At 70.6% G+C, this 21,366-nt stretch carries 14 protein-coding genes and 1 tRNA gene; 6 read left to right on the forward strand and 9 right to left on the reverse strand.

Annotation, left to right across the window (positions count from 1 at the left end; translation table 11 throughout):
* Window positions 1-79: 79 nt before the first annotated feature.
* Window positions 80-1,411 (forward strand): TetR/AcrR family transcriptional regulator, encoded by a 1,332-nt coding sequence (locus tag VHA73_00500; GenBank protein HVX16485.1) that lies wholly within the window; start codon window positions 80-82, stop codon window positions 1,409-1,411.
* 27 nt (window positions 1,412-1,438) lie between these two features.
* Here VHA73_00500 and VHA73_00505 read toward each other — a convergent pair whose 3' ends face one another.
* The 3 genes from VHA73_00505 to VHA73_00515 are packed head-to-tail and all read right to left on the reverse strand — an operon-like array spanning window position 1,439 to window position 8,486.
* Window positions 1,439-3,166 (reverse strand): hypothetical protein, encoded by a 1,728-nt coding sequence (locus VHA73_00505; protein ID HVX16486.1) that lies wholly within the window; start codon window positions 3,164-3,166, stop codon window positions 1,439-1,441.
* Window positions 3,163-6,267: an MFS transporter gene (locus tag VHA73_00510; GenBank protein HVX16487.1), complete on the reverse strand. Its 3,105-nt coding sequence runs from the start codon at window positions 6,265-6,267 to the stop codon at window positions 3,163-3,165. The genes VHA73_00505 and VHA73_00510 overlap by 4 nt, the downstream gene beginning before the upstream one ends.
* Window positions 6,264-8,486 (reverse strand): ABC transporter permease, encoded by a 2,223-nt coding sequence (locus VHA73_00515; GenBank protein HVX16488.1) that lies wholly within the window; start codon window positions 8,484-8,486, stop codon window positions 6,264-6,266. The genes VHA73_00510 and VHA73_00515 overlap by 4 nt, the downstream gene beginning before the upstream one ends.
* A gap of 452 nt (window positions 8,487-8,938) precedes the next feature.
* Between VHA73_00515 and VHA73_00520 the strand changes: the two genes are divergently transcribed.
* Together VHA73_00520 and VHA73_00525 are read left to right on the forward strand one after the other, a co-directional pair.
* Window positions 8,939-9,481: a DinB family protein gene (locus tag VHA73_00520; GenBank protein ID HVX16489.1), complete on the forward strand. Its 543-nt coding sequence runs from the start codon at window positions 8,939-8,941 to the stop codon at window positions 9,479-9,481.
* A gap of 113 nt (window positions 9,482-9,594) precedes the next feature.
* A tRNA-Arg gene (locus tag VHA73_00525) sits at window positions 9,595-9,670 on the forward strand.
* A 92-nt stretch (window positions 9,671-9,762) separates the two neighbouring features.
* Here the strand turns inward: VHA73_00525 and VHA73_00530 are convergent.
* The 4 genes from VHA73_00530 to VHA73_00545 form a co-directional block, all read right to left on the reverse strand.
* A complete protein-coding gene (locus tag VHA73_00530; protein HVX16490.1) occupies window positions 9,763-10,005 on the reverse strand; it encodes a DUF2630 family protein in 243 nt (80 codons plus the stop codon).
* Between the two features lie 39 nt (window positions 10,006-10,044).
* Complete coding sequence (locus VHA73_00535; protein ID HVX16491.1) at window positions 10,045-10,707, reverse strand: alpha-ketoglutarate-dependent dioxygenase AlkB; 663 nt, start codon at window positions 10,705-10,707, stop codon at window positions 10,045-10,047.
* A gap of 109 nt (window positions 10,708-10,816) precedes the next feature.
* Window positions 10,817-12,034, reverse strand: coding sequence for an NlpC/P60 family protein (locus tag VHA73_00540; GenBank protein ID HVX16492.1), 1,218 nt, complete (start codon window positions 12,032-12,034; stop codon window positions 10,817-10,819).
* A 97-nt stretch (window positions 12,035-12,131) separates the two neighbouring features.
* On the reverse strand, window positions 12,132-13,646 hold the full coding sequence (locus VHA73_00545; GenBank protein HVX16493.1) for an AMP-binding protein: 1,515 nt from the start codon (window positions 13,644-13,646) through the stop codon (window positions 12,132-12,134).
* 200 nt (window positions 13,647-13,846) lie between these two features.
* Here VHA73_00545 and VHA73_00550 point away from each other — a divergent pair, with 200 nt between their 5' ends.
* Window positions 13,847-14,956 (forward strand): cation diffusion facilitator family transporter, encoded by a 1,110-nt coding sequence (locus VHA73_00550; GenBank protein HVX16494.1) that lies wholly within the window; start codon window positions 13,847-13,849, stop codon window positions 14,954-14,956.
* Between the two features lie 66 nt (window positions 14,957-15,022).
* On the opposite strand, the gene VHA73_00555 is transcribed toward VHA73_00550, so the two are convergent.
* A complete protein-coding gene (locus VHA73_00555; GenBank protein HVX16495.1) occupies window positions 15,023-15,934 on the reverse strand; it encodes a magnesium transporter CorA family protein in 912 nt (303 codons plus the stop codon).
* Between the two features lie 99 nt (window positions 15,935-16,033).
* Here VHA73_00555 and VHA73_00560 point away from each other — a divergent pair, with 99 nt between their 5' ends.
* A complete protein-coding gene (locus VHA73_00560) occupies window positions 16,034-16,663 on the forward strand; it encodes a peroxiredoxin (GenBank protein HVX16496.1) in 630 nt (209 codons plus the stop codon).
* 228 nt (window positions 16,664-16,891) lie between these two features.
* Entirely contained in the window at window positions 16,892-17,794 is a 903-nt protein-coding gene (locus VHA73_00565; protein HVX16497.1) for a phosphatase PAP2 family protein, read from the forward strand.
* On the opposite strand, the gene VHA73_00570 is transcribed toward VHA73_00565, so the two are convergent.
* Window positions 17,714-21,349, reverse strand: a complete 3,636-nt coding sequence (locus VHA73_00570; protein HVX16498.1) for an adenylate/guanylate cyclase domain-containing protein — start codon at window positions 21,347-21,349, stop codon at window positions 17,714-17,716. The genes VHA73_00565 and VHA73_00570 overlap by 81 nt on opposite strands.
* Window positions 21,350-21,366 lie beyond the last annotated feature (17 nt).

The following is a 21,366-nucleotide window of genomic DNA, read 5'->3' on the forward strand; positions in this document are numbered from 1 at the left end:
GCCGCCTCGTGTCGATGACAGAATTGGGACAATCATCTAGGAAACTGCATCACTTGTTCGAGTGGAGTAAAACACTCGTATGAGTTCGACTGGTCGGCGGGTCGGCCGTGACGCGCTGCTCGGAGCGGCCCTCGATCTGCTCGGGGAAACCATGCTCACCGATGCCGCGGGTGCCATCGGAACACGCTCCGTGGCGGAGCGTGCCAAGGTCGCTCCCAGCACGGTCAGTCACCATTTTGCGCCGTTGGGAGGACGAGGGGCACCCAACCGACGACTGGCGCGCGCCGCGCTCGAGCGGGCGATCGCCATCGGCAACGAAGTCACCAACGCCACCCGGGTCGAGCTGCAAGACGGCGCGGTGGTCGTGACCGCCACCGGGTCCAGCGGCGTCGACATCGTCGTGCAGGCCGCCGTGGCGAACCTCAACCGCTGGCGGCAACCCACGCACACCCTGGCGCTGACGGCTCGCTACCTGCTGTACGCCGCGGCTGCACGCGACGACGACGCTCGCGAGCTGCTCGCCGACCGCGAAGCTGAGATCCGCCGGCGGCTGATCCCCGCCTACGACGCCTTCGTTGAAGCGCTCGATCGCACATGGGCACCGGCGTGGGACTCGTCGCGCTTCGCCGTCGCCGTCTCGTCGATGGCCGACGGCTTCGCGATGCGCAACCGGTTCGATCCCGAGCTCGCCGACCCCGAGGTGTTCGGTGAAGCGGTGAGCGTGCTGGTCGAAGGCTGCACCGTCGGGCGGGCCACGTACGTCACCGAGCCCGCACCACACGTGCCGCTCCCGTCGAGCTCCAAGCTCGACCCCCACAAGCGCGATGCCATCGCGGCAGCCGCAGCTCGCCTGTACGACCACGACGGCTGGCCAGCGCTCACGATCGCGAGCGTCGCCGCGGAGGCCAGGGTCAGCCGCGCCACGGTCAACGCCCACTTCCGCACCCGGCTCGGGCTGGCGGCGCCCGTGTTCGGGCGGTGCATCCCGATGCTCGACGCCGCGATCTGGACCGAGAAGTCGCTGCCACTTCACCTGGCGATCCGCAACCACCTCGAACGGCTCGCCGCCTACGCCCAGCAGCACCCAGCGGTCACTGCCGCGTTCCTCGCATCGCTGCACGAACGTGAGTACGCGCAGCACGAGCGGAACCCGAGCCCCAACCCCGTGTTCGTCGTGCCGATCCACGAGCTGCTCGTCGGCCTGATCGAACCGGCCACGAACCGGTTCCGGGCCGGGCTCGTCGACTCGCCGATCAAACTGCTGCAGTTTTCGATCTTCTTGACCCGCTCGACGCTTTCGCTGGCGACCGGGCGACCTGACGCGACGCCGGGCGAGGTGGCCGATCTGATCCACGACACGGTGGTTGCCGGGGCGCTGGCTCGCCGCCCTGCGGTGCGCGGCACGGCCTGAGCGCCGGATCGACCCCGACCGGCTCGCTCAGCCCCCTGCAGCCGGCGAGCCCGGCCAGGGCGGCACATCGGGGATCCGGTCGCTGGCGGGCAGCTTCGTCGGGTCGTCGTACTCGACGACGGAACCGGCCCTCTTGAACGCGTCGGACGGGCGCTTCGGGATCTGGCCCGGCAGGTAGCGCCGGCCACCGTTGGCGTAACGGTAGTGGCCCTTGGCGACCTTGCCCTGCTCGTCTTCCGCGGTGACGTTCGCGTCCCACCAGATCTCGGTCGTGTCGTCGACACCGACGTAGTCAGGCGCCGGGAACAGCCCGTGGTTGCCGTAGCTGATCCGCGGGTTGGTGGGCCCTCCCCCGCTCGGCGGATACCGGAACAGGCCGCCCTGGAACGTGAGGTCGGTGAGATGCGGGCCAGCGAGGTGAATGCCGGTGAACAGCTGGAACAGCGACGGGTAGATCACACCGACCGTCTTGGGAGCGGCCGGGTCATGGCCGTAGTACCAGGTGTACAGCCGCCAAGCGGTGCTCTGGTGCTGTGGCACCGGCACCGCGAGGCTCGACACCCCGAACGCGTGGGCCCACTGCTCTTGGTCATAGAGGCGCGCCAGCGCCGACGTGTCGGTGAGCACCGTGCCCGTGACGATCCACTCGGGGAAGTAATGCTGGGCGGTGGCGGCCTTGGTGAGGTAGATCGGCATGATCGGATCGCCGACGAAAACGACCGTCGTGACGCCCTTGGCCTTGAGGTGGCCGACGATCGTCGTGGCGGTCTCGGGAAGTTTGGCGAGGTCGAGCAGGTACGTCTCGTTCACGCCTTGACGGATGCCGGCTTTGGCGTACTGCTTGTTGAGCTTGTCGCGCAGCGCGGTGGCGGACGGTACCGGTGGGTCCTGCGTGTAGCTGACCGTGCCGAACTTGCGGGTCTCCTTGCGGAACGCGGGGTCGCCGGCGAACGACGCCTTGCGGCCGTACAACCGCTGCACCACGTAGTCGAAGACCGACTCGAGGAGTTGGTCGGGCGTGGCCAGCGTGCCCCACATGTGCGGTGCGTCGCGCTGGAAGTCGGCGTCGCCGACCGACAGCCCGCAACCCAGGCACAGCACGCCACGAGCCGCGAGCTCGTCCTCGTAGGCCGCTGTCTGCGCGGGCCCGCCGATCGACGCGAACGCGTGGAGGTCGTCGGCGACCTTGATGGCATCCGCACGGGCAGTCGTGTCGTCGGTGCTGATCCCGTTGCTCTGGAAGCGGATCAGCTTCACTTTCCGACCCGACATCTGGAAGAGGTGGTTGAACTCGGCCGCGAAGTCCTGGGCCGTCGCCCACTGCGCCTCCGGCGGGTCGGTGTTCGCCTGCAGCGCAGCGGTGAGATCGGTGGGCGGTGCCTGGTACAGGACGACGTTGATCGTGTCGGCGGTGACGCCGGGGGCGGTGGCGCCTCCATTGGGGCCGGTGTGGACCGGGACGCAAGGCGGCGCGTACACCGTGGGGAGCGCCAGGCGCCCGGAGGTCTTGTCGCAGCCGGGGTCCCAGTCGTAGTCGCCGACCTTGCCCTCCTTCTTGGCGGTCTCGTACATCACCGGCAAGTCGGGGTTGTCGACCGGGTTGGTGGTGGCCCGCTGCGTCGACGCCTTGCCCTTGTCGGTGGTGTGCGTCGTGGCGACCACCCCGGCAGCCACGAACACCGCGAGCACCACGGCGATGGGTCCCCACCGCCGGAGCAGCGGGGTGCGGGGCCACGGTCGCTGGGCAGGAGTCACGTCGTCGTCGCCTTGTTCGGGTGCGGTTCGTGGTTCGGGCGCGGTTCGCGCTGGCCGGTCCGTCGGAGGGTCGCACCTCCGGAGCCCAGGTACGCCTCGAGCACCTGGGGGTGGGCCAGCACCTCGCCGGGCGGGCCGTCGGCGATCAACAACCCCTGGTCCATCGCCACCAGGCGACCGGCGACCGTGGACACGAGATGGATGTCGTGTTCGACCACGAGCAGCGTGGCATCGAGGTGGTCACGGAGGTTGATGAGCAGCGGTGCCAGCGCCTCGGCTTCGCGCTGGGCGATCCCCGACGACGGCTCGTCGAGCAACAGCAACGACGGGCCGTGGCCGACGACACCCGCGAGGTCGACCAACCGCCGCGTACCCGTCGAGAGGTCACCGACGAAGCTGTCACGGTACGGCCCCAGACCGAAGAGCTCGAGCAGCTCGTCGACCCGCGCCGCGATCGCGGCCTCACTGTCGACCAGTGCCGGAGCGCGGAGCGCGGCGGCCAGCGTGTCACCCGCGTCGATCCAGCGCTCGAGCGACACGGCCAACGTCTCCGCGACCGTCAGCGACGGGAACAGCCGGGAGTCCTGGAACGAGCGTCCCAACCCGAGATCGGCTCGACGGCTGGCGCTCGCCGCCGTGAGGTCGACGCCGTCGAGGCGCACTTCACCCGCGGTGCTCGGCGTGAACCCCGAGACCAGGTCGAACAGCGTGGTCTTGCCGGCGCCGTTGGGTCCGATGATGCCGACGATCTCTCCGTGCGCGACCGACAGGCTGACGTCGCGGACCGCGGCGATCCCGCCGAACGACACGGACAACCCACGTACCTCGAGGTGGGGTTGCCGGCCGGGGTCGGCCGCGGCGGCACGGAGCTCGCCGGGCGCGCGGGTGGTGGGGGCAGAGGCCGACCCCGCCGACGCCGCCGACGCCGTCGACGCCGCGCCCGCGGCCGGCAGCGCGGACCCTGCACGCAGGGGCTCGCCACGCCGGCGCGTCGCACCCGATGGCGCCGGGCCGCGCGCGCCCTGATCGTGGCCGGGTGACGTGTCGCGGGTGGCTGCGCCGACGCCTTCGGCGGCCCCGTGCAGAAAGACCGATCGCAGCACGTCCGGCCGCTCGAGGAGGTCCGCGGCCGAGCCGCTGAACCGCAGCTCGCCCTTCTCCATGAACAGCGCCCGGTCGGCGACCTCGAGCGCCACGTTCACCGACTGCTCCACCAGCACCACCGTGGTGCCCCGATCGCGCAGCTCGCGCACGAGCTCGAGAAGCTGCTCCACCACGATCGGGGCCAGACCGAGCGACAGCTCGTCGATGAGCAACAACCGCGGCCGGGCCACCAGCGCCATGCCGAGGGCGAGCATCTGCTGCTGGCCGCCGGACAGGTCGGCCGCCGGTTCGCCGCGTCGATCGGCGAGGATCGGGAACTGCGCGTAGACCTGCTCCCAACGGCGCCGTGCTTCGTCGGGCTCGTGGCGCAACCCCCAGGCCGCGGCACGCAAGTTGTCATCGACCGTGAGCGACGGGAACACACCCTCGCCGCCCGGCACCTGGGCGATGCCGAGCCGGGCGATCTCCTCGGGCGGCATGTGCGTGATGTCGCGTCCGTCGAACACGACCGCGCCGTTGTCGGCTTCGGTCACCCCGCCGATCGCGCGCAACAACGTCGACTTGCCCGCGCCGTTCGTGCCGAGCAACGCCACGATCTCGCCCTCGTCGACGTCGAGGTCGATCTCGTACAACACGCGCACCCCGCCGTAGCCGACGTCGAGGCCTCGGATCATGAGCAACGGCAGCCGGCCGCCCTGACGCGCGAGGAGCAGTTCAGCCCGCGTCGCGGTCGACGTCCACACGTCGTGGATGTCCTTGTCGATCACCGCGCCGACGGCCGCCACGAGCAAGCCGCCGACCAGGAAGACCGGCGTGAGCATCGCCATGCCCCAGCGGGTGCCGAGGGCGTCGCCGATCCCGCCGATCACCGGCAACACGATCAACCCGGGGAGCACGAACAGCGCACCGATCGAGAACCCGATGGCCCGGGCCCGTGGCGGCAGCGCCAGCGACAGCGACGCGAGCACCCCGGGTCCGACCACGGCGAGCGACCCGGCGATGAGCCCGTTGGCGATGAACGCCACCGGCACCGAGGGCGCGAACGCGAACAGCAGGCCGGCGAGGGACGCCACGACGGAGGCGACCGCCAGCATCTTGAACACGAGCGAGGGGCTCCGCGTCGCCAGTCGGGTCCCGTACCTGGCGGCGATCAGCAGGCCGGCCACCTCGAAGACCTGGACGGGAACGGTGATGAGCGCCCGCTGCACCTCGTCGAGGTGGAACGTGCGGTCGTACTGGATCGACGCGAGCGACTGGAAGCCGATGATGGCCGCCGCGAGGAACGGCAGCGCCACGAAGATCCGCCGCAGCGCCGCGATCTTCCACACCATGCGGTAGGCCTCACCGAACGACGGTGGTGGTTCGACCCCGAGCGCGCCGTCGGCCGCACCGCCGGCCTCGCGCTCGAAACCACCTCGCACCGGCTCCTTCATGCGGAGGCCCACCACCACCAGCGCCAAGGTCGGGACGGCGAACACCACGAACGGAACCCGCCAGTTGAAGACGTGGGCGAGCCCTGCGCCGACGAGCACGCCGATCACCACGCCGAGCGAGTTGCCGCCGCGGTGCGCCGCGAACACCCGCGGGCGCGCTTCGATCGGGTAGTAGTCGGACAACAGCGAGTTGTGGGTCGGGAACACGACGCCTTGCCCCACCGAGGTGCCGGCGCGGACGATCACCAGCATCACGACCCCGAACGTGGCGGCGGTGCCGAGTGAGAACAGCGACCACACCACCGCCCCGAGCAGCGCCAGGCGAACCCGGTTCGTGCGGTCGGCGAGCAGCGAGATCGGCACGGTGAGGAGCAGACCTGCCGCAGCCGCGAGCGCCACCACCGTCAAGATGCCCTGGTCGGACAAGTGGAGCGCGTCGCGGATGTTGGGGATCAGCACGCCGAACGCGTCGCGGTCGACTTCGTCCATGAGGTTCAAGCCGATCAGCACGACCAGCGGCAGCACCGGGCCCCCGGCGGTCAGTTCGGCGAGACGGCGCTTCATGGAGCCGCCCCTCCCGCCCCTCCCGTCACAGCCGGCCCACCCGGCCCACCCGGCCCACCCGACGACGCGTTCTGCAGCGCGTGCGCGCCGGCCTCGAGGCGACCGTCGACCCGGCTCGGTGTGTCGCCGTCGTCAAGGCCCGCTTCGGGCGTGCGACCGGTGAGCGAAGGGGCGTCGATGCCGCGGTGCACTGCGAGCCGTCGGGCCAGGGCGTCGCGGGCCCGCAACAAGAGGTCGGCCAGGCCGCCGGGCCAGATCATCAACACGGCGAGCACGCCGATCGCGGTCGGCAGCAGTTGCCACGTCGACGGCAGGAACCACCGGCCGCCTTGCAGGAACAACGCACCGAGCACCGCGCCCAACGTCGAGCCCAAGCCACCGACGGCCGCCGCCGTGAACACACCGAGGCTCTCGGCCGGTGCGTACGTGTTCTCGCTGTAGGCCTGCTGGAGCACGACGAGCAGGCAACCGGCCACGCCCGCCAGGAACCCCGACACCGCGAACGCGGCCAGCTTGGTGCGCACCGCGGACACGCCGTAGGCCCTCGCAGCGCGGTCGTTCATCCGCACCGCCCTCGTGACGCGGCCGGGTCGCGATCGTCGGACCCCGTGGGCGGCCAGGAGCGCGGCGGCGAGCACGACCAGACACACCTCGTACGCGGTGGCCTGCGACGACAGGGAGAACGTGGCGAACAAGTGGGGTCGGTCCAGGCGGTCGCTCGGTATCCACGTGAAGAAGCTGCGGTTCAGCAACCACCCGGTGGCCGCCAAACCGAACACCAGCGTGGTGACCGCGAAGAACAAGCCGCCGAGGCGCAGCGCGGGCAACCCCACGAGCACCGCCGCGACGGCACCGGCCACCCCGGCGACGACGAGCGCCAGCGAGAGGTCGAGGCCCCAGTCGACCAGCCCGACCGCCCCCATGACGGCGCCCACGGCCACGAACGCCATGTGCCCCAAGCTCACCTGACCGGCCCAGCCGCTCAGCAAGACGATCGACAAGGTGATCAACGCGAACACCAAGACGGTGGCGGCCTTGAGCTGTTGTGACGAGTCGAGCCACAACGGGAGCAGCGCAGCCAGCGCGACGACCACCGCCGCGCCGCCCGCCGTTGCGAGGCGCACCTCCCAGCGGCCGCGGACCGACTGCGGCAAGGGACGGACGTCGGTGGCCGCTTCCCAGGTGGAGATGTCGGCTCGCTCCGCCCGCCGCGTCCCGGGCCGCCGGATCACGATGCCGACCAGCAACACGGCCGCCAGCACCGCGTACACGAACGTCGGACGGGTCTGCTCGTGCCACGCCACCCCTTGTTGGAGGATGCCCAACGCCACCGCGGCAGCTCCCACGGCCGCGAAATCGGTGAACCCGCCGAGGGTGAGCGCGGTGAGCGCCGCCACCAGCGCGCCGAGGCTGAGCGTTGCCGACAGCGGCAGACCGACGATGGCCGCCCGCAGGAACACGCCGAGGAACGACAGCACCGACGCCACCACCCACACGACGGTCTGCAGCCGCCGGACGGGGATGCCCAACATGAACGCCCGCTCGCCGCGCTCGGCGCTGGCGCGAACCGCCACGCCGATATCGGTGCGCACCAGCCACAAGGCGACGGCGCCCAGCGCGAGCGGGGCCACGACCATCGCCACGATGTGGTCCGAGCCGAACACCAGCGGCGACAACGTGAACGACGTGTGCCACGGGAAGCTCACCGTCTCGCTGCTGAGCAGGGAAGAGCCCCAGATGCGGGGCAGCAGCAGGCTGACCGTGATCAGCAGCTGCGACAACCCCACGGTGGCCACCGTCAAGATCAACCTCGGCGCCCGGAAGAACCGCCGGATGATGAGGAACTCCACCACCGCGCCGAGCACGACCGCCGCGGCCAGGCCGGTGAGGAGTCCGACCACGTAACCCACACCCGACAGCGTGATCAGGCCGAACGCCAGCACCGTGGGCACCGCGCCGAGATCGGCCTGGGCGAAGTTCAGGATCCGGTTGGCCCGGTAGACGAGCGAGAGACCCACCGCGACCATCGCGTCGAGCAGACCCAGCACGAGCCCCTGCACCCACACCCCGAGCGGCACCGGGAACGCGACGAGCTGCAACACCACGACACCCACCGCCGGTCCGAGCGTGCCGGCGAGGGTGGACGCGGTGACGGCGCGGAACGCGCGCCGGGCCGGGCCGGGACTCGACTGCACCGGGTCAGCGACGGCGGTGGTCATCTGCGGGTCGCTCGCATCACGACCGTCGCCGGACGGGAGCGCGACGGGGGCACGACCCGCGCGACGCCGTGACCGACCAGCCCACCGCCGAGTACGCCAGCCGCCTCGGCCCGCGTCGCGCGCGGGTCTTCCCGGCGCATTGGACCCTCCCCCGGTCGGCGCCCCCCGATGGCTGGAAAACCTTCACCACCCGCCCAGCCGCGTCAAGGGTCAATACGTACCGGTTCGCGGCATCTATGGGGATTCGCAGGTCTCCCGCCGTGACCGCCGGGAAGCGACCCGACACGTTGTCTCGCCATCCGCACGGCAGGCTGCCTACGGTGGTCACCACGTCTGGCGGAGCGCCGTGACGATCATCGACGACATCGACAGGCGAGGCGAACCACACCCGAGCCACGAGCACGGCCGCCTGGTTCGCCGCCAACTGCAGCCAATCGTCTGGAGAGGATCGCATGTCGCCCACGCCTGACAACCTGGCCAGCCGAGGCATCCTGCTCGACTCCTTCAGCCGGATCGAGGAGCAGGTCCGGCACATCAGCGCCTCGATCACACCCGAGCAGCTCGCCTTCCGGCCCGACTCGCAGGCCAACACCATCGCCTGGCAGATCTGGCACCTCGGCCGGGGACAGGACGCCCAGATCGCCGACATCGCGGGCCGGCCCCAAGTGTGGAAGGCCGGCGGGTGGGTCGAGCGGTTCGGACTGCCGTTCGACGAGGACGCCACGGGTTACGGGCAGTCGCCCGACGAGGCAGGGCAGGTGGACGTCCGCGCCGATCTGCTCGGCGGCTACCACGCCGAAGTGCACGCCATGACCGTCGAGTACCTGCGCGAGGTCGACACCCTCGAACTGGCTCGGATCGTCGACGACGGATGGGATCCGCCGGTCACCGCGGCGGTCCGGCTGGTCAGCGTCATCGGCGACTGCATGCAACATCTCGGCCAAGCCGCGTACATCCGCGGCCTGGCCGAGCGCGCCGCTCATCGCGCCACCTGACGTCGCCCCCGCCCGCTCGACAACCTCGTGCTGTGAGCACTCAGCCACCGTGGAGGGGGTCAAGTGCTCACAGCAGGACGGGGCGGGCGCACCGCGTACGATCGCGGTACCCCGCCCTCGTAGCTCAGGGGATAGAGCGTCGGTTTCCTAAACCGTGCGTCGCAGGTTCGAATCCTGCCGGGGGCACCAGCGCCGCGTCGGCTCACCTGCCCGGGATGCCAGCGCCGCGTCGGCTCGTCGACGGTGCCCCGCTACTGCTGGTATCCCTCGACGGTGCCCCGCTACTGCTGGTATCCCTCGACGGTGGACTCGGGGCGGACGGCCGTGTCGGCCGGATCGCCGCCGATCTCGCGACGAGCCCGCCGCTGACGGAGCAGGTCCCAACACTGGTCGAGCGCGACCTCGATCTCGTGCAGCCGACCGAGGTCGTCGGCGCTCAGCGGCTCGCCCACATGCGAGCGCTCGAGCCGATGCTCCTCCTCTGCCAACTCATTGATCCGTTGCACCACCTCGTGGTCATCCACGATCGTCCTCCTGCGTCGCCCACCTGGCCACCTCCACCATCATGCGCCGCCGCGGCCGTAGAAGCGCGGCGCCCGGTAGTTGGCCCCGACCTCGGGGCGACCTCGGCGCGACGTCCACCGCCACTGCAACGACACCCGGCTGCCGTACGCGCTCGCGGGCTGGTAGGCAACCGAGTGCTCCCAGCCGACTTGGCAGGTCCCGCCCATCACCAGCAGGTCACCCGAATCGGGCGCGAAGTCATGGGTGGCGCCTTTGGCCGGCAGGTCGTGGTCGTGACGGTTCGCCCGTGGTCGGAGCAGCCAAGGCCGACGGGCACCGAGGCTGAGCACGCAGATCAGGGTCTCGTCGAGCCAGCGCAGCTCCCGATCGCGGTGAAACGCCTGGCCGTCGCTTCCGTCGCGATACCGGATGAGGCTGCACCCGTCGAACCGCACGTGGTAGCGGTGCTGCAACCAGCGCTGTGCGTCGAGCAGGACGGGATGGGGCGGCGGCGAGCCGAGCTTCCAGAACGAGCCCACCCGCCGCTCCTGCACGTAATGGTCGTACCGGTAGACCTGGCTCCCCCGCCACGGGACCCTCTCGGCGAGGTGGTCGTGTAGCTCGTCGCCGTCGTCGATCCACCCGCGCACCACATCGACCCACGCGCCGGCACCCAGGTCGAGCCGCTCCACCTCCGGCTCGGCTGCCAGCGCGACCGTCATCCCCCGAACGTACCGCCCCCTGCGCCCCAAACCCCTGGTGGTGTGAGCACCTGGCCACCCCACAGGTGGTCAAGTGCTCACAGCAGGGTGGGTCGAGCGGACGGAGGGGTCAAAAGACGACGCGGCCGAAGCCGCTGATGGAGCGGCGGTAGACCGGGTCGAGCCGCACGACCGTGCCGGTGTAGGGCGCGTCGATCATGTAGCCGTCGCCGATGTAGAGGCCGACGTGCGTGGCCGGGGTGCCGAAGAACACGAGGTCGCCGGGTTGGGCGTCGGCAGGGCTGACCGGGACGGTGTAGGCCTGCTGGTCGGCCGCCACGCGCGGGATCGCGGTGCCGGCGTGGAGGAATGCCTGCTGGGTGAGGCCCGAACAGTCGAAGCTGTTGGGTCCGTTGCCGCCCCACTGGTAGGGCTTGCCCATCTGGTCGCGGGCGAACTGGATGGCGCTCTGCACCCGGGGATCGAGCAGCGGTGCGGTGCCGTAACCGTCGAGGCCACGGCGGGCGAGCGCCTCGGCCAACAGCCGCTGGGCCTGTTCGGGGCTGATGGCCTTGTCGCCGATGGCCAGTTGCGACAGCTTGGTCTGGGCGACCCCCAGCTGGTCGAACAGCGACGTGATCTTGTGGTTCACGTCCTGCTGCGATTGCTGCACCTTCTGCAGCGCGTCCCTCGCCCGATCTCGATCACGGCGAGCGGCGCCCGCCCGCTGGTGGCGGGCGTGGGCGTTGTCCTCGGCCGACGCGAACTGCCGGCGAGCTTCACCGACCGTCAGGCTGCGGTACGTGGGCGTCGGATCACCTTCGAGCTTGCCCTCGAAGCTCATGTCGTCGTCGCTGACGTAGGACCGGATCGCCAATCGGGCGAGCACCGTGCGCCAGTGCGCGACCCGCCGGTCCGCTGCCCTCGACACGTTGCCCGCCTTCGCCAGCGCGGCGTTGGCCTTGTCGAGCACGCCCTGGGCCTGCACCACCGACTGGTTCGAGGTCGCCAGCGTGAGTTGCGCCTGGATCAACAACGCATGGAGACGGTCGACCATGACGCCCTGGTCGAACACGGGGTCGGCGACAGGCTGCCGCACGATCTTGGGCACGGGGGGCTGGTTGCCGGGCGTGGTGGTGGTCGTGGGGCGACGGGTCGTCGTGCTGCTCGACGGCGCCGAGGGCGGGCTGGGCCGCGTGGTCGCCGTGGTGGTGCTGGTGGTGCTGGACTCGCCCGGCTGCGGCACGATCGGCGGGATGGTCTGGGCCGGCGCGGGCGATGGCAGGAGCGCCACCGACAACAGCACACCCAGCGCCAGGGCGAGCGCGACCACCGGACGGCGGTTCACCCCGGGTTCCCCAGCTCGATCATCGGTGCTCCATCTGCGTGCACGCGCCCGCCTACCACCTTCGGTCCGCGCGTCCCCCACTGTGAGTGGTTCTGCGTCAGTCGGCCGCATCCTGCACCTGTTGGAGGAACCGGGACCAGCCCGCAGCGAGATCCTGTCGTAGTTGTGCCTTTTGCACCTTTCCCATGGCGTTGCGGGGCAAGTCGGACACCACCACCGCCCAGCGCGGCACCTTGTAGCGCGCCACGTGGCGAGCCAGCTCCTGCAAACACGCGTCGGGATCCGGCGAGCCAACCGGACCGGCGGGATCGGCAACGAGCACGGCGACGCCCGACTCGCCGAACTCCGGATGGGGCATCCCCACCACCGCCGATTCGGCCACACCCGGCAGCTCGTCGAGCAGCCGCTCGAGCTCGGCGGGATACACGTTGTAGCCACCCGAGATGATGAGGTCCTTCGAGCGACCCACCAGCGTGAGACGACCGTCGTCGGCCAACACGCCGAGGTCGCCGGTGCGGAACCACCCATCGGGGGTCGTGTCGACGGCGCGCCGCTCCGGTTGACGCCAGTAGCCGAGGCAGACGTTCGGACCGCGCACCTGCACGTCGCCCGCCGCCCTTGCGGGCAGGGTCGCTCCCGAGTCGTCGACCACACGCACCTCCACGCCCGGCAGCGCGTACCCGACGGTGCCGCCGATGCGGGGACCGTCGAGCGGGTTGCTGGCGATCATCAACGTCTCGGTCATGCCGTAGCGCTCGAGCACGCGCTGCCCCGTCCGCTCCTCGAACGCCCCGTGGGTCGTGGCCTGCAGGGGAGCCGAACCGGAGACGAACAGCCGGACATCGCCGACCGCCGTGCGATCGAGACGGGGTGAGCCCAACAACCTCGTGTAGTGAGTGGGTACGCCCATGAAGACGGTCGGCCGCACGGGGCTCGCGTCGAGGCCCGCCAACGAGTCGATGACCGCGTCGACGTCGAAGCCGTCGTGCCACACCAGCGGCGTGCCGTTGGCCAGCGAGGTGTTGCAGGCCACGAACAGCCCGTGGGCGTGGAAGACCGGCAGCACGTGGAGCACCGCATCGTCGGGCTCGAAGCCCCATGCCCGGCGCAGCGCGACGGCGTTCGACGCCAAGTTGCCGTGGCTGATCATCGCCCCTTTCGGCCGTCCGGTCGTCCCCGAGGTGTACAGCAGGGCGGCGAGGTCGTCGGCGTCGCGGTCGACCGGCTCGGCCATCGCTCGTCCGGGGCCGGCGTCGGCCGCGGCGACCAACTCGCCGAGCTCGGCGAGCGAACGGACCGCGAGCGCAGGTTCGGCATCGGACAGGAGGTAGTCGGCTTCCTCTGGCAGGTAGGCGGGGTTCATGGGGTGAAAGACGGCGCCGGCCCACAGGACTGCCAGGTACAGGACCACCGAGTCGGGATGGCGCTCGACCTGCACCGAGACCCGGTCGCCGGGTCGTACGCCCCGGTCGTGCAACGCCCCCGCCAAACCCCGGACCCGCGAGGCGAGGTCGCCCAACGTGTGCGCGACGGCCCGGTCGCGCACGAGGAACGGCGCGTCGGGATGATCTTCCCAGTGCGGCACGAAGAGCTCGAGCAGGGGCGACCGCATCCACTCAGTGTCGCGTCGGGGGCCCGCCGTGCCGGACCATTCCCCATGCCCGGCACCTGACCGTGCCGCCCGGGCGCTCTGCGGTGCCCGGTATGGGAGGTCGTACGATCGGCGCTGGCGCCCTCGAGGTCGACGGGCGGCGAACGATCACCCGATCGCGATCACCCCGATCCACGACCACCTACCCCACGGAGCACCGCATGTCCGACTCGGGCCACGGCACCCGGGCCATCGTCGCCGCGTTCCTCGCGAACTTGGGGATCGCCATCGCCAAGTTCGCCGGGTTCGCGTTCACCGGATCCGGGTCGATGCTCGCCGAGGGCGTGCACTCGGTGGCCGACACGGGCAACCAGCTGCTGCTCCTGTTCGGCGGCCGCAAGGCCCGCCGCGAAGCCGACCCGGAGCACCCCTTCGGCTACGGCCGGGAGCGCTACTTCTGGGCGTTCATGGTGGCCGTTGTGCTGTTCACGCTCGGTGCAGCGTTCGCCGTGTTCGACGGCATCGAGAAACTGCGCCACCCCCACCAGCTCGACGCCGCCCAGTGGGCGTACGCGATCTTGGGCGTCGCCGTCGTCCTCGAAGGCTTCAGCTTCCGCACCGCGATGCAAGAAGCCAAGACCGCGATGGGCCCGCGCACCCGGCTGTGGCGCTTCATCCGCAGCGCGAAAGCGCCCGAGGTGCCCGTGGTGCTGTTGGAGGACACCGCGGCCCTCACCGGTCTAGTGGTGGCGCTCGCCGCGGTGGTCGCCAGCCAGCTCACGCACGATCCCAAGTGGGACGCGATCGGCACCATCACCATCGGCGGTCTGCTCGGCATCGTTGCCGTCGTGCTCGCGTCGGAGATGAAGTCGCTGCTGATCGGCGAATCGGCCACCAAGCATGTGCAAGAAGCGATCCGGGGTGCCCTCGAGATCGAGCCGAGCGTGGTGCGGGTGATCCATCTGCGCACGGAGCACCGAGGTCCCGACGAGCTGCTCGTGGCGGCCAAGGTCGAGTTCCTCCACTCGCTGACACTCCCGGAGGTGGCCGAAGCTGTCGACCGCGTGGAAGCGAACGTCCGAGCGAACGTGCCCGCCGCCAAAGTGATGTACATCGAGCCCGACGTGTCGCGCGACAAGGTGGCCGCACCGATGGTCAGCGAGACAGCGGGGCTCACCACCGGCGAGTGGGAGACGATCACCGGCGCAGTCGACGCCGTCGCCGACGCGGGGCCGGTACCACCGCACGACGACCTCGACGCGCTGTTGCGCCCGCAGCCCATTCCTGAGCAGGCCACCGGGGAGCGACGCCGTCGACGCGAGTCGTCGTAGCCGACCGGGCGCCAACCAGGAGCGACCGGGGCGCGCCGTGCCGGTCGCCGGGCGCGACCGGGCGCGTCAGATCCAGCGCTTGTGACGGAACCAGGCGAGCTGGGCGGCGGTGCTGAGGACGATCAGCAGCCACGAGAACCCGTAGCCCTGCGCCCACCCCAGCTCCGGGATGTGGCGGAAGTTCTGGCCGTACAGGCCGACGATGAACGTCGGTAGCAGCAACGCCGACGCGATCACCGTGAGGACCTTCATCACTTCGTTCTGGTCGTTCGCCACCTTTGCCTGGTGGTAGTCGCGGACACCGCTGAGCAGATCGCGCGACGTCTCGAGCGCATCGGCGGCGCGCAGCAACTTGTCGAGTGCATCGCCGAAGTGCAGCTCCACGTCGCGGGGGAACAGCTCGCCGCCGCCGTCGAGCTCGACACGGTTGTCGACCACTTGGCGCACGGCGTCGCGCGTCGGGGCAAGGGTCTTGCGGACGCGCAACAGGTCGTGGCGCAAGTCGGAGATGCGGTTGCGGACCTGCTCGTTGGTGGCGTCCTCGACTTGATCCTCGAGCTCGTCGATCTCGTCCTGCAGGTCGTCGACCAGGTCGAGATACGCCTCCGCGACTTCGTCGACCAGCAGGTACGCGATCTGGCCGGGCGGATGGCCGTCGCGGCGGCACACGTCGATCAGCGCGGCGATGTCGAACGCCTGGCCGCGCTCGGGCGTCTTGCGGACCGTGACCACGCGGTCGCGGGTCAACACCAGGTCGATCTCCTGGTGGTACACGAGGTCGCGCTCGCGGTCGACGCGCATCACGAGCAGTACCCCGAACACGTAGTTGCCTTGGCTCACCATCTTCGGGCGGGGCTCGTCACCGTGACGGGCTGGCGCCGTGAGCTGCTCGATGGCGGTCACGTGCACTTCGACCGGGAGCTGCTCGCGCAACTGCTCGATGCTCGGGTCGAGCAAGTCGGTCCACGAGGTCGGCACGGCTGAACGCTACGCGTGCGGGACGGCCCGCTGGAGGACCCTCCCGCTAAACCCGATAAGGTCAGTCGGGAATTCAGACCATCCGAGAAAGGACGCAACATGGCCGTTCGATTGGGCGACGAAGCCCCCGACTTCACGGCGGAGACCACCGAAGGCACCGTCAACTTCCACGAGTGGAAGGGCGACAGCTGGGCCCTGCTCTTCTCGCACCCGAAGGACTTCACGCCCGTGTGCACCACCGAGCTCGGCTCGCTGGCCGGGCTCAAGCCCGAGTTCGACAAGCGCGGCGTCAAGCTGATCGGCATCTCGGTCGACCCGCTCGAGAGCCACAAGGGTTGGGCCGGCGACATCAAAGACGTCACCGGCAACGAGCTCAACTACCCGCTCATCGCCGATCCGGACCGTGAGGTCGCGAACAAGTACGACATGATCCACCCGAACGCGCTGGAGACCGCCACCGTCCGCACCGTGTTCGTGATCGGGCCCGACAACAAGGTGAAGCTCTCGCTCACCTACCCCGCCTCCACCGGCCGGAACTGGGCCGAGATCCTGCGCGCGATCGACTCGCTGCAGCTCACGGCCAACCACAGCGTGTCGACACCCGCCAACTGGAACCAGGGCGACGACGTGATCATCTCGCCCGCCATCAACGACGAGGACGCCAAGGCCAAGTTCGGCGGCTTCGACAAGAAGAAGGACTACCTGCGCTACACCAAGCAGCCCGGCTGACCCGGTCCGAGCCTGACGCACGAGGGGGTCGGCGGCCTGCCGGCCCCCTCGCCGCGTCCGGGTCGCGCCGCGACGCACACCGCGGACGGGCGCGAACGGCAGGCGGCCGAGCGATGGGTCTCGTCGCCGAATTGGGTGGGGATCCGGTCGCTGGCAACCGCTTCTCCGCCGGGTGGGGCAGCGGCTCGTCGCCACGCCCGTCCGCCGCACGCGCCAGACTCGGACCCGATGTGGCTGGCGTGGGACGCGGCGGCATGGCTCGCGGCAGGGCTTGGGGTGGTGATGGTCATCACGGCGCGCGCCCGCGACCGACGGGTGCAAGCGGTGCGGGCCTTCGGCGTGGAGATCACGATCATCTTGGCGCTGTACGCCCTGTGGCAACGCGCCGGGATGCTCTCCATCATGCACACCGACCACGCCATGTCGCGCGGCCGCTCGATCTGGAAGTTCGAGCGCGCCTGGCACCTTCCCAACGAGGTGACGATCCAGCGATGGGTGCTCCCCCACTCGCTGCTGTCGCAGCTGTGCAACCGCTACTACGCGTACCTACATGTGCCGACGCTCGGGATCTTCCTGCTGTGGCTGTTCGTCCGTCATCGCGATCGGTACCCGTCGGCGCGCACCACGTTGGCGATCGCCACCGGCGGCTGTCTCGCGATCCAGCTCGTCCCGGTGGCTCCGCCACGGATGTTTCCCGACCTCGGGTTCGTCGACCTCGCCCAGCGCTACCACCAGTCCGTGTACAGCCCGCTCGGCACCGGGCTCGCCGACCAGCTGTCGGCGATGCCGTCGGTGCACGTGGCTTGGGCGGTGCTCGTCGGCTTCGTCGCGTGGCGCCTGTCGTCCAGCAGATGGCGCTACCTGGCCGTCGCCCACATGGTCATCACGATCTTCGTCGTGACCGTGACCGCCAACCACTGGCTGCTCGACGGGATCGTCGCCGTGGCGGTCCTGGCTGCCTCGTGGCTGGTGCAGCAGTCGATCCGGACGGCGTGGCGGCGCATGGCCGCGGCGTGGCGCGACCGGTCCGACGCGGCGGGCGACGGCGGATCAGGCGGGAGCAGGGGCGGCGGCGTCGCGGAGGGTGTCGTCGATGACGCGACGCCATCCGTAGGGGTCCACGCCCATTGACTCGAACGCCGTGATCGCTTCGAGTGCGTCGTGCCCGTCGTCGGGGCGGCCAGCGGCGGCGCGGATGCGCCCGGCGGCCATCCGCAGCAGCGCTTGCGCCACGCGGTCGCCCGTGCCATCGACCTCGGTCGACGCCGTGGCCAGCGCACGCATCGCCGCGTCGGGATCGCCGGACCGTAGCTCCGACAACGCAGTGGCGAGCTGCGCGGTGAGCCGGTCGAGGTAGGTGCCACGTTCAGCCTCGATGGCCGCCGACGCCATCGTTCTCGCCTCGTCGAACCTGCCCGCGCACGCCAGACCGAGCGCGTACGCGCTCGTGATGTTGGCGTCGGTCCGGCACAAGTCGAAGTCGTCGGACGCATCGACGCGCTCGGGAGCCGGCCCCCCACCGCCCGAGGCCGCCAACGTGCGCACACCGCGGTCGAGCGCCTCGGCGAACCATTCGACGGCGCGCTCGGGCTGGCCGCTCTGCAGCGCGGCGAGACCGCCGATCACGAGCCGATCGGTCTGCACCGACGACTCTTCGTGATGGTCCAGCGAGAGCTCTGCGCCGTCGGGGTCGATCCCGAGGGCCGAGAACGCACACCGGGGGTCGCCGATCTGCACGAGCGTGCCGGCCAAGGCCACACCGGCCAGCAGGCCTTCGTCGGTGCCGGCGAGGGCAGCGGCTTCCTCGGCGGCATCGCCGAGCACGTCGAGACCCTCGCTCACCCGGCCCGACATCACCAGCGCCCGACCGTGGGTCCATGACGAGCGCACGAACCCGAAGCGGTCCTGCACCTCGGTGAACTGCCCTCTCGCTTCTGCCGACTGCTCGATCGCTGCGTGCGTGTCGCCCAGCCACAGCGACATCAGCCCACCGAGCAGGAGCATCATCCCGCAAGCCCAACGGTCACCCCCGACGCGGGCCTCGGCGAGCACCCGGGTCTGCAGCTCCCGCGCTTCGAGCGAGCGGCCCTCCTGGAAGCGGACGTAGGCCAACAGGCCTTCGGCCCAGGCCTGCCCACCGGAGTCGCCGAGGCGGACGAACGTGGCGACGGCCCGGTCGAGCCAGCTGGCGGCAGCATCGATACGGCCGGTCACGAACGTGATCCACCCGAGGGTCTGCGCCGACCAGGCTGCTTGGCGCTCGTCGCCCAACGACTCGTAGCCCTCGAGGGCTGCCAGCGCCGAGCGCTCGGCGTCGGAGTAGCGGCCACCGAAGAGCTCGGCCATCGCACGCGTGCGCAGCGCGTCGGCCCGGCCGTGCTCGTCGCCCGCGGCTTCGTAGCGCGCGACAGCGCGGTCGAGCAGCGCCACCGCGGCGTCGACATCGCCGTCTTTGGCCTCGATGTCGCCCTCGACCAGCAGCGCGGCGGCCTCGCCGTCCGCTTCGCCCATCTCCTCGGCCATCCTCCGAGCCTCGCCGATGTCGACCCGGGCCGCGTCGAGCTCGCGCCGTTCCGCGGACACCCGCGCCCGTCCCAGCAGCAGACGGAACCGCACGGCAGGGTCACGGTTGCCGGCCAACGTGAGGGCTTCGTCGTACAAGCGGGCGGCGACGGGCAACGTGCGCAGCTGCTCGGCTCGCGCCGACGCCTTCTCGAGCCACAGCAAGGCCCGATCGACCATGTCGTCGGTGAACTCGGGCAGCCCGCCGACCTCGTTGGACAACTCGGCAGCCAACCCGTAGTGGTGCGCGATCTGGTCGACTTGGCCGTCGCTCCAGTCACCTTCGTGCTTGTGCTCCAGCCAGGCCGCGATGCCGAGATGGCGGCGCGCACGGTCGAGCTTGGGCAGCGTGTGGTACGCCACCTCCCGCAACAAGTCGGACCGGAACGACCACACCGGGCCTTCGAGGACGAGCAAGTCGCGCCGCACGAGCTCGTCGAGGCTGCCATCGATGTCGGCGGTGCCGCGGACTTTCGACGACATGATCTCCAACCACTCCACCCGACCCCGGCGACCGAGGACCGCGGCGTCTTCGATGAGCACCCGCTCGGCCGGGGCGAGCCGGTCGAGACGGGCCGTCAGCAGCCCGCGCAACGTGTCGGGAAGTTCGGCGAGCGGGCCGCCATACGGCGTGGCGACGGTGGGCGCGCCGCCGCGTTCTTTCACCAACGTGACGAGCTCCTCGAGGAAGAACGGGTTCCCGCCGCCCCGGTCGATGAGCGCGTCCTCGACCTCGGGGGTGAGCTGCGAGCGGTCGTCGACCAATGACCGCAACAGGGCGGCCGACGCCTCACGGTCGAGCGGTTCGAGGTTCACCACGATGGTGTCGAAGCGGCCGGCGGGTGGACGCCAGCGGTCGAGCAACGAGCCGCGCGCCGAAGTGACCAACGTGAAGGGCCGCCGGCTCAACCGGTCGAGCAGCGCGGCGCCGAGGTCGAGCACGGCGTCATCGGCCCAGTGGAGGTCCGACAGCTGCACCACCACTGGCTGGTGGTCGGTGGCCGCCTCGAGGTAGGCGAGCAGCGCGCCGACCGCTTCGTCGCGCACCCGGTTCGGGTCGACTTCTCGGCCCGTGTGGTCGACGCCGAGGAACTGCAACAGACCCGGGACCAGGCGAGCAGCGTCGGGGCTGCCGGCGGGAAAGTGGGTGCGGGTGGCGACCAGGTTGGTCAACTTCTCGCGCGCGGTGTCGAGATCTTCGTCAGGTGAGATCGACGCGCCGGTCCGCAGCGCCTCGGCGACCGGCCACCACACGTTGGCCTCGCCATAGGGGACGCAACGGCCGTGGAACGCCACCGCACCGTGACGCTCGACGAGGCTCTCCGTGAGCTCGTGGGCGAGACGGCTCTTGCCCATGCCGGCGTCGCCCGCGATCAACACCAACGTGGCGCGCCGCCGGCACATCGCGGCGTTGGTGGCTTGCGCGAGCAGGGCGAGCTCGCTGGTGCGACCGACGAGCGGGACGTCGGGCCGGTCCGAGCGGTCGCCGGGCGCGGCGAGCGCGCCGGTGGCGACGAACGTGTCGATCGGCGCTTCGCGGCCCTTGGCGCTCAGCAGACCGCGGGGCTGGTACGCGATGGTCCGGCGGGTGGCATTCCATGTGGCGGGTCCGACCAGCACCTCACCAGGGCCCGCGCTGGTCTGCAACCGCGCCGCGGTGTTCACGACGTCGCCCATGGCCGTGTAGTCGCCGCCGGCCTGCAGGGCGCCGACCAGCACTTCACCGGTGTTGACGCCGACGCGCATGCGCACGAGGTGATCGAGGTCGGCCTGGCGGCTGTGGAGCGTCTCCTGCATGCGCAGCGCGGCCCGCACGGCACGCTCGGCATCGTCTTCGTGCGCTTCGGGAGCACCGAACAAGGCGACGATCGCATCGCCGATGATCTTGTCGACCCGGCCGCCGAACCCGACGATCTCCGCCACCATCAGCTGGAAGCAGCGGTCGACGAGGCCTTTGATCTCCTCGGGGTCGCGGGTCTCCGACAGGGACGTGAACCCGACCATGTCGGCGAACAGGACCGTGACGATGCGCCGCTCGTCGGCGCGTCCGTCGACCCGGTGCCCACACGAGGGACAGAACCGGGCGGCTCCCGGGATCTGGGCCCCGCAGGACACGCACAACATGGCTGTCAGCATACGGG

The organism is Acidimicrobiales bacterium (assembly GCA_035547835.1).
In the GTDB taxonomy this organism is placed as follows: Bacteria; Actinomycetota; Acidimicrobiia; order Acidimicrobiales; family Iamiaceae; genus DASZTW01.

What these genes read in the sequence shown, in the direction of transcription:
- VHA73_00510 (HVX16487.1), bottom strand. Translation starts at nt 6,267, where the DNA reads ATGAAGCGCCGTCTCGCCGAACTGACCGCCGGGGGCCCGGTGCTGCCG.
- VHA73_00500 (HVX16485.1), top strand. Translation starts at nt 80, where the DNA reads ATGAGTTCGACTGGTCGGCGGGTCGGCCGTGACGCGCTGCTCGGAGCG.
- VHA73_00570 (HVX16498.1), bottom strand. Translation starts at nt 21,349, where the DNA reads ATGTTGTGCGTGTCCTGCGGGGCCCAGATCCCGGGAGCCGCCCGGTTC.
- VHA73_00545 (HVX16493.1), bottom strand. Translation starts at nt 13,646, where the DNA reads ATGCGGTCGCCCCTGCTCGAGCTCTTCGTGCCGCACTGGGAAGATCAT.
- VHA73_00515 (HVX16488.1), bottom strand. Translation starts at nt 8,486, where the DNA reads ATGACCACCGCCGTCGCTGACCCGGTGCAGTCGAGTCCCGGCCCGGCC.
- VHA73_00535 (HVX16491.1), bottom strand. Translation starts at nt 10,707, where the DNA reads ATGACGGTCGCGCTGGCAGCCGAGCCGGAGGTGGAGCGGCTCGACCTG.
- VHA73_00520 (HVX16489.1), top strand. Translation starts at nt 8,939, where the DNA reads ATGTCGCCCACGCCTGACAACCTGGCCAGCCGAGGCATCCTGCTCGAC.
- VHA73_00550 (HVX16494.1), top strand. Translation starts at nt 13,847, where the DNA reads ATGTCCGACTCGGGCCACGGCACCCGGGCCATCGTCGCCGCGTTCCTC.
- VHA73_00565 (HVX16497.1), top strand. Translation starts at nt 16,892, where the DNA reads ATGTGGCTGGCGTGGGACGCGGCGGCATGGCTCGCGGCAGGGCTTGGG.
- VHA73_00560 (HVX16496.1), top strand. Translation starts at nt 16,034, where the DNA reads ATGGCCGTTCGATTGGGCGACGAAGCCCCCGACTTCACGGCGGAGACC.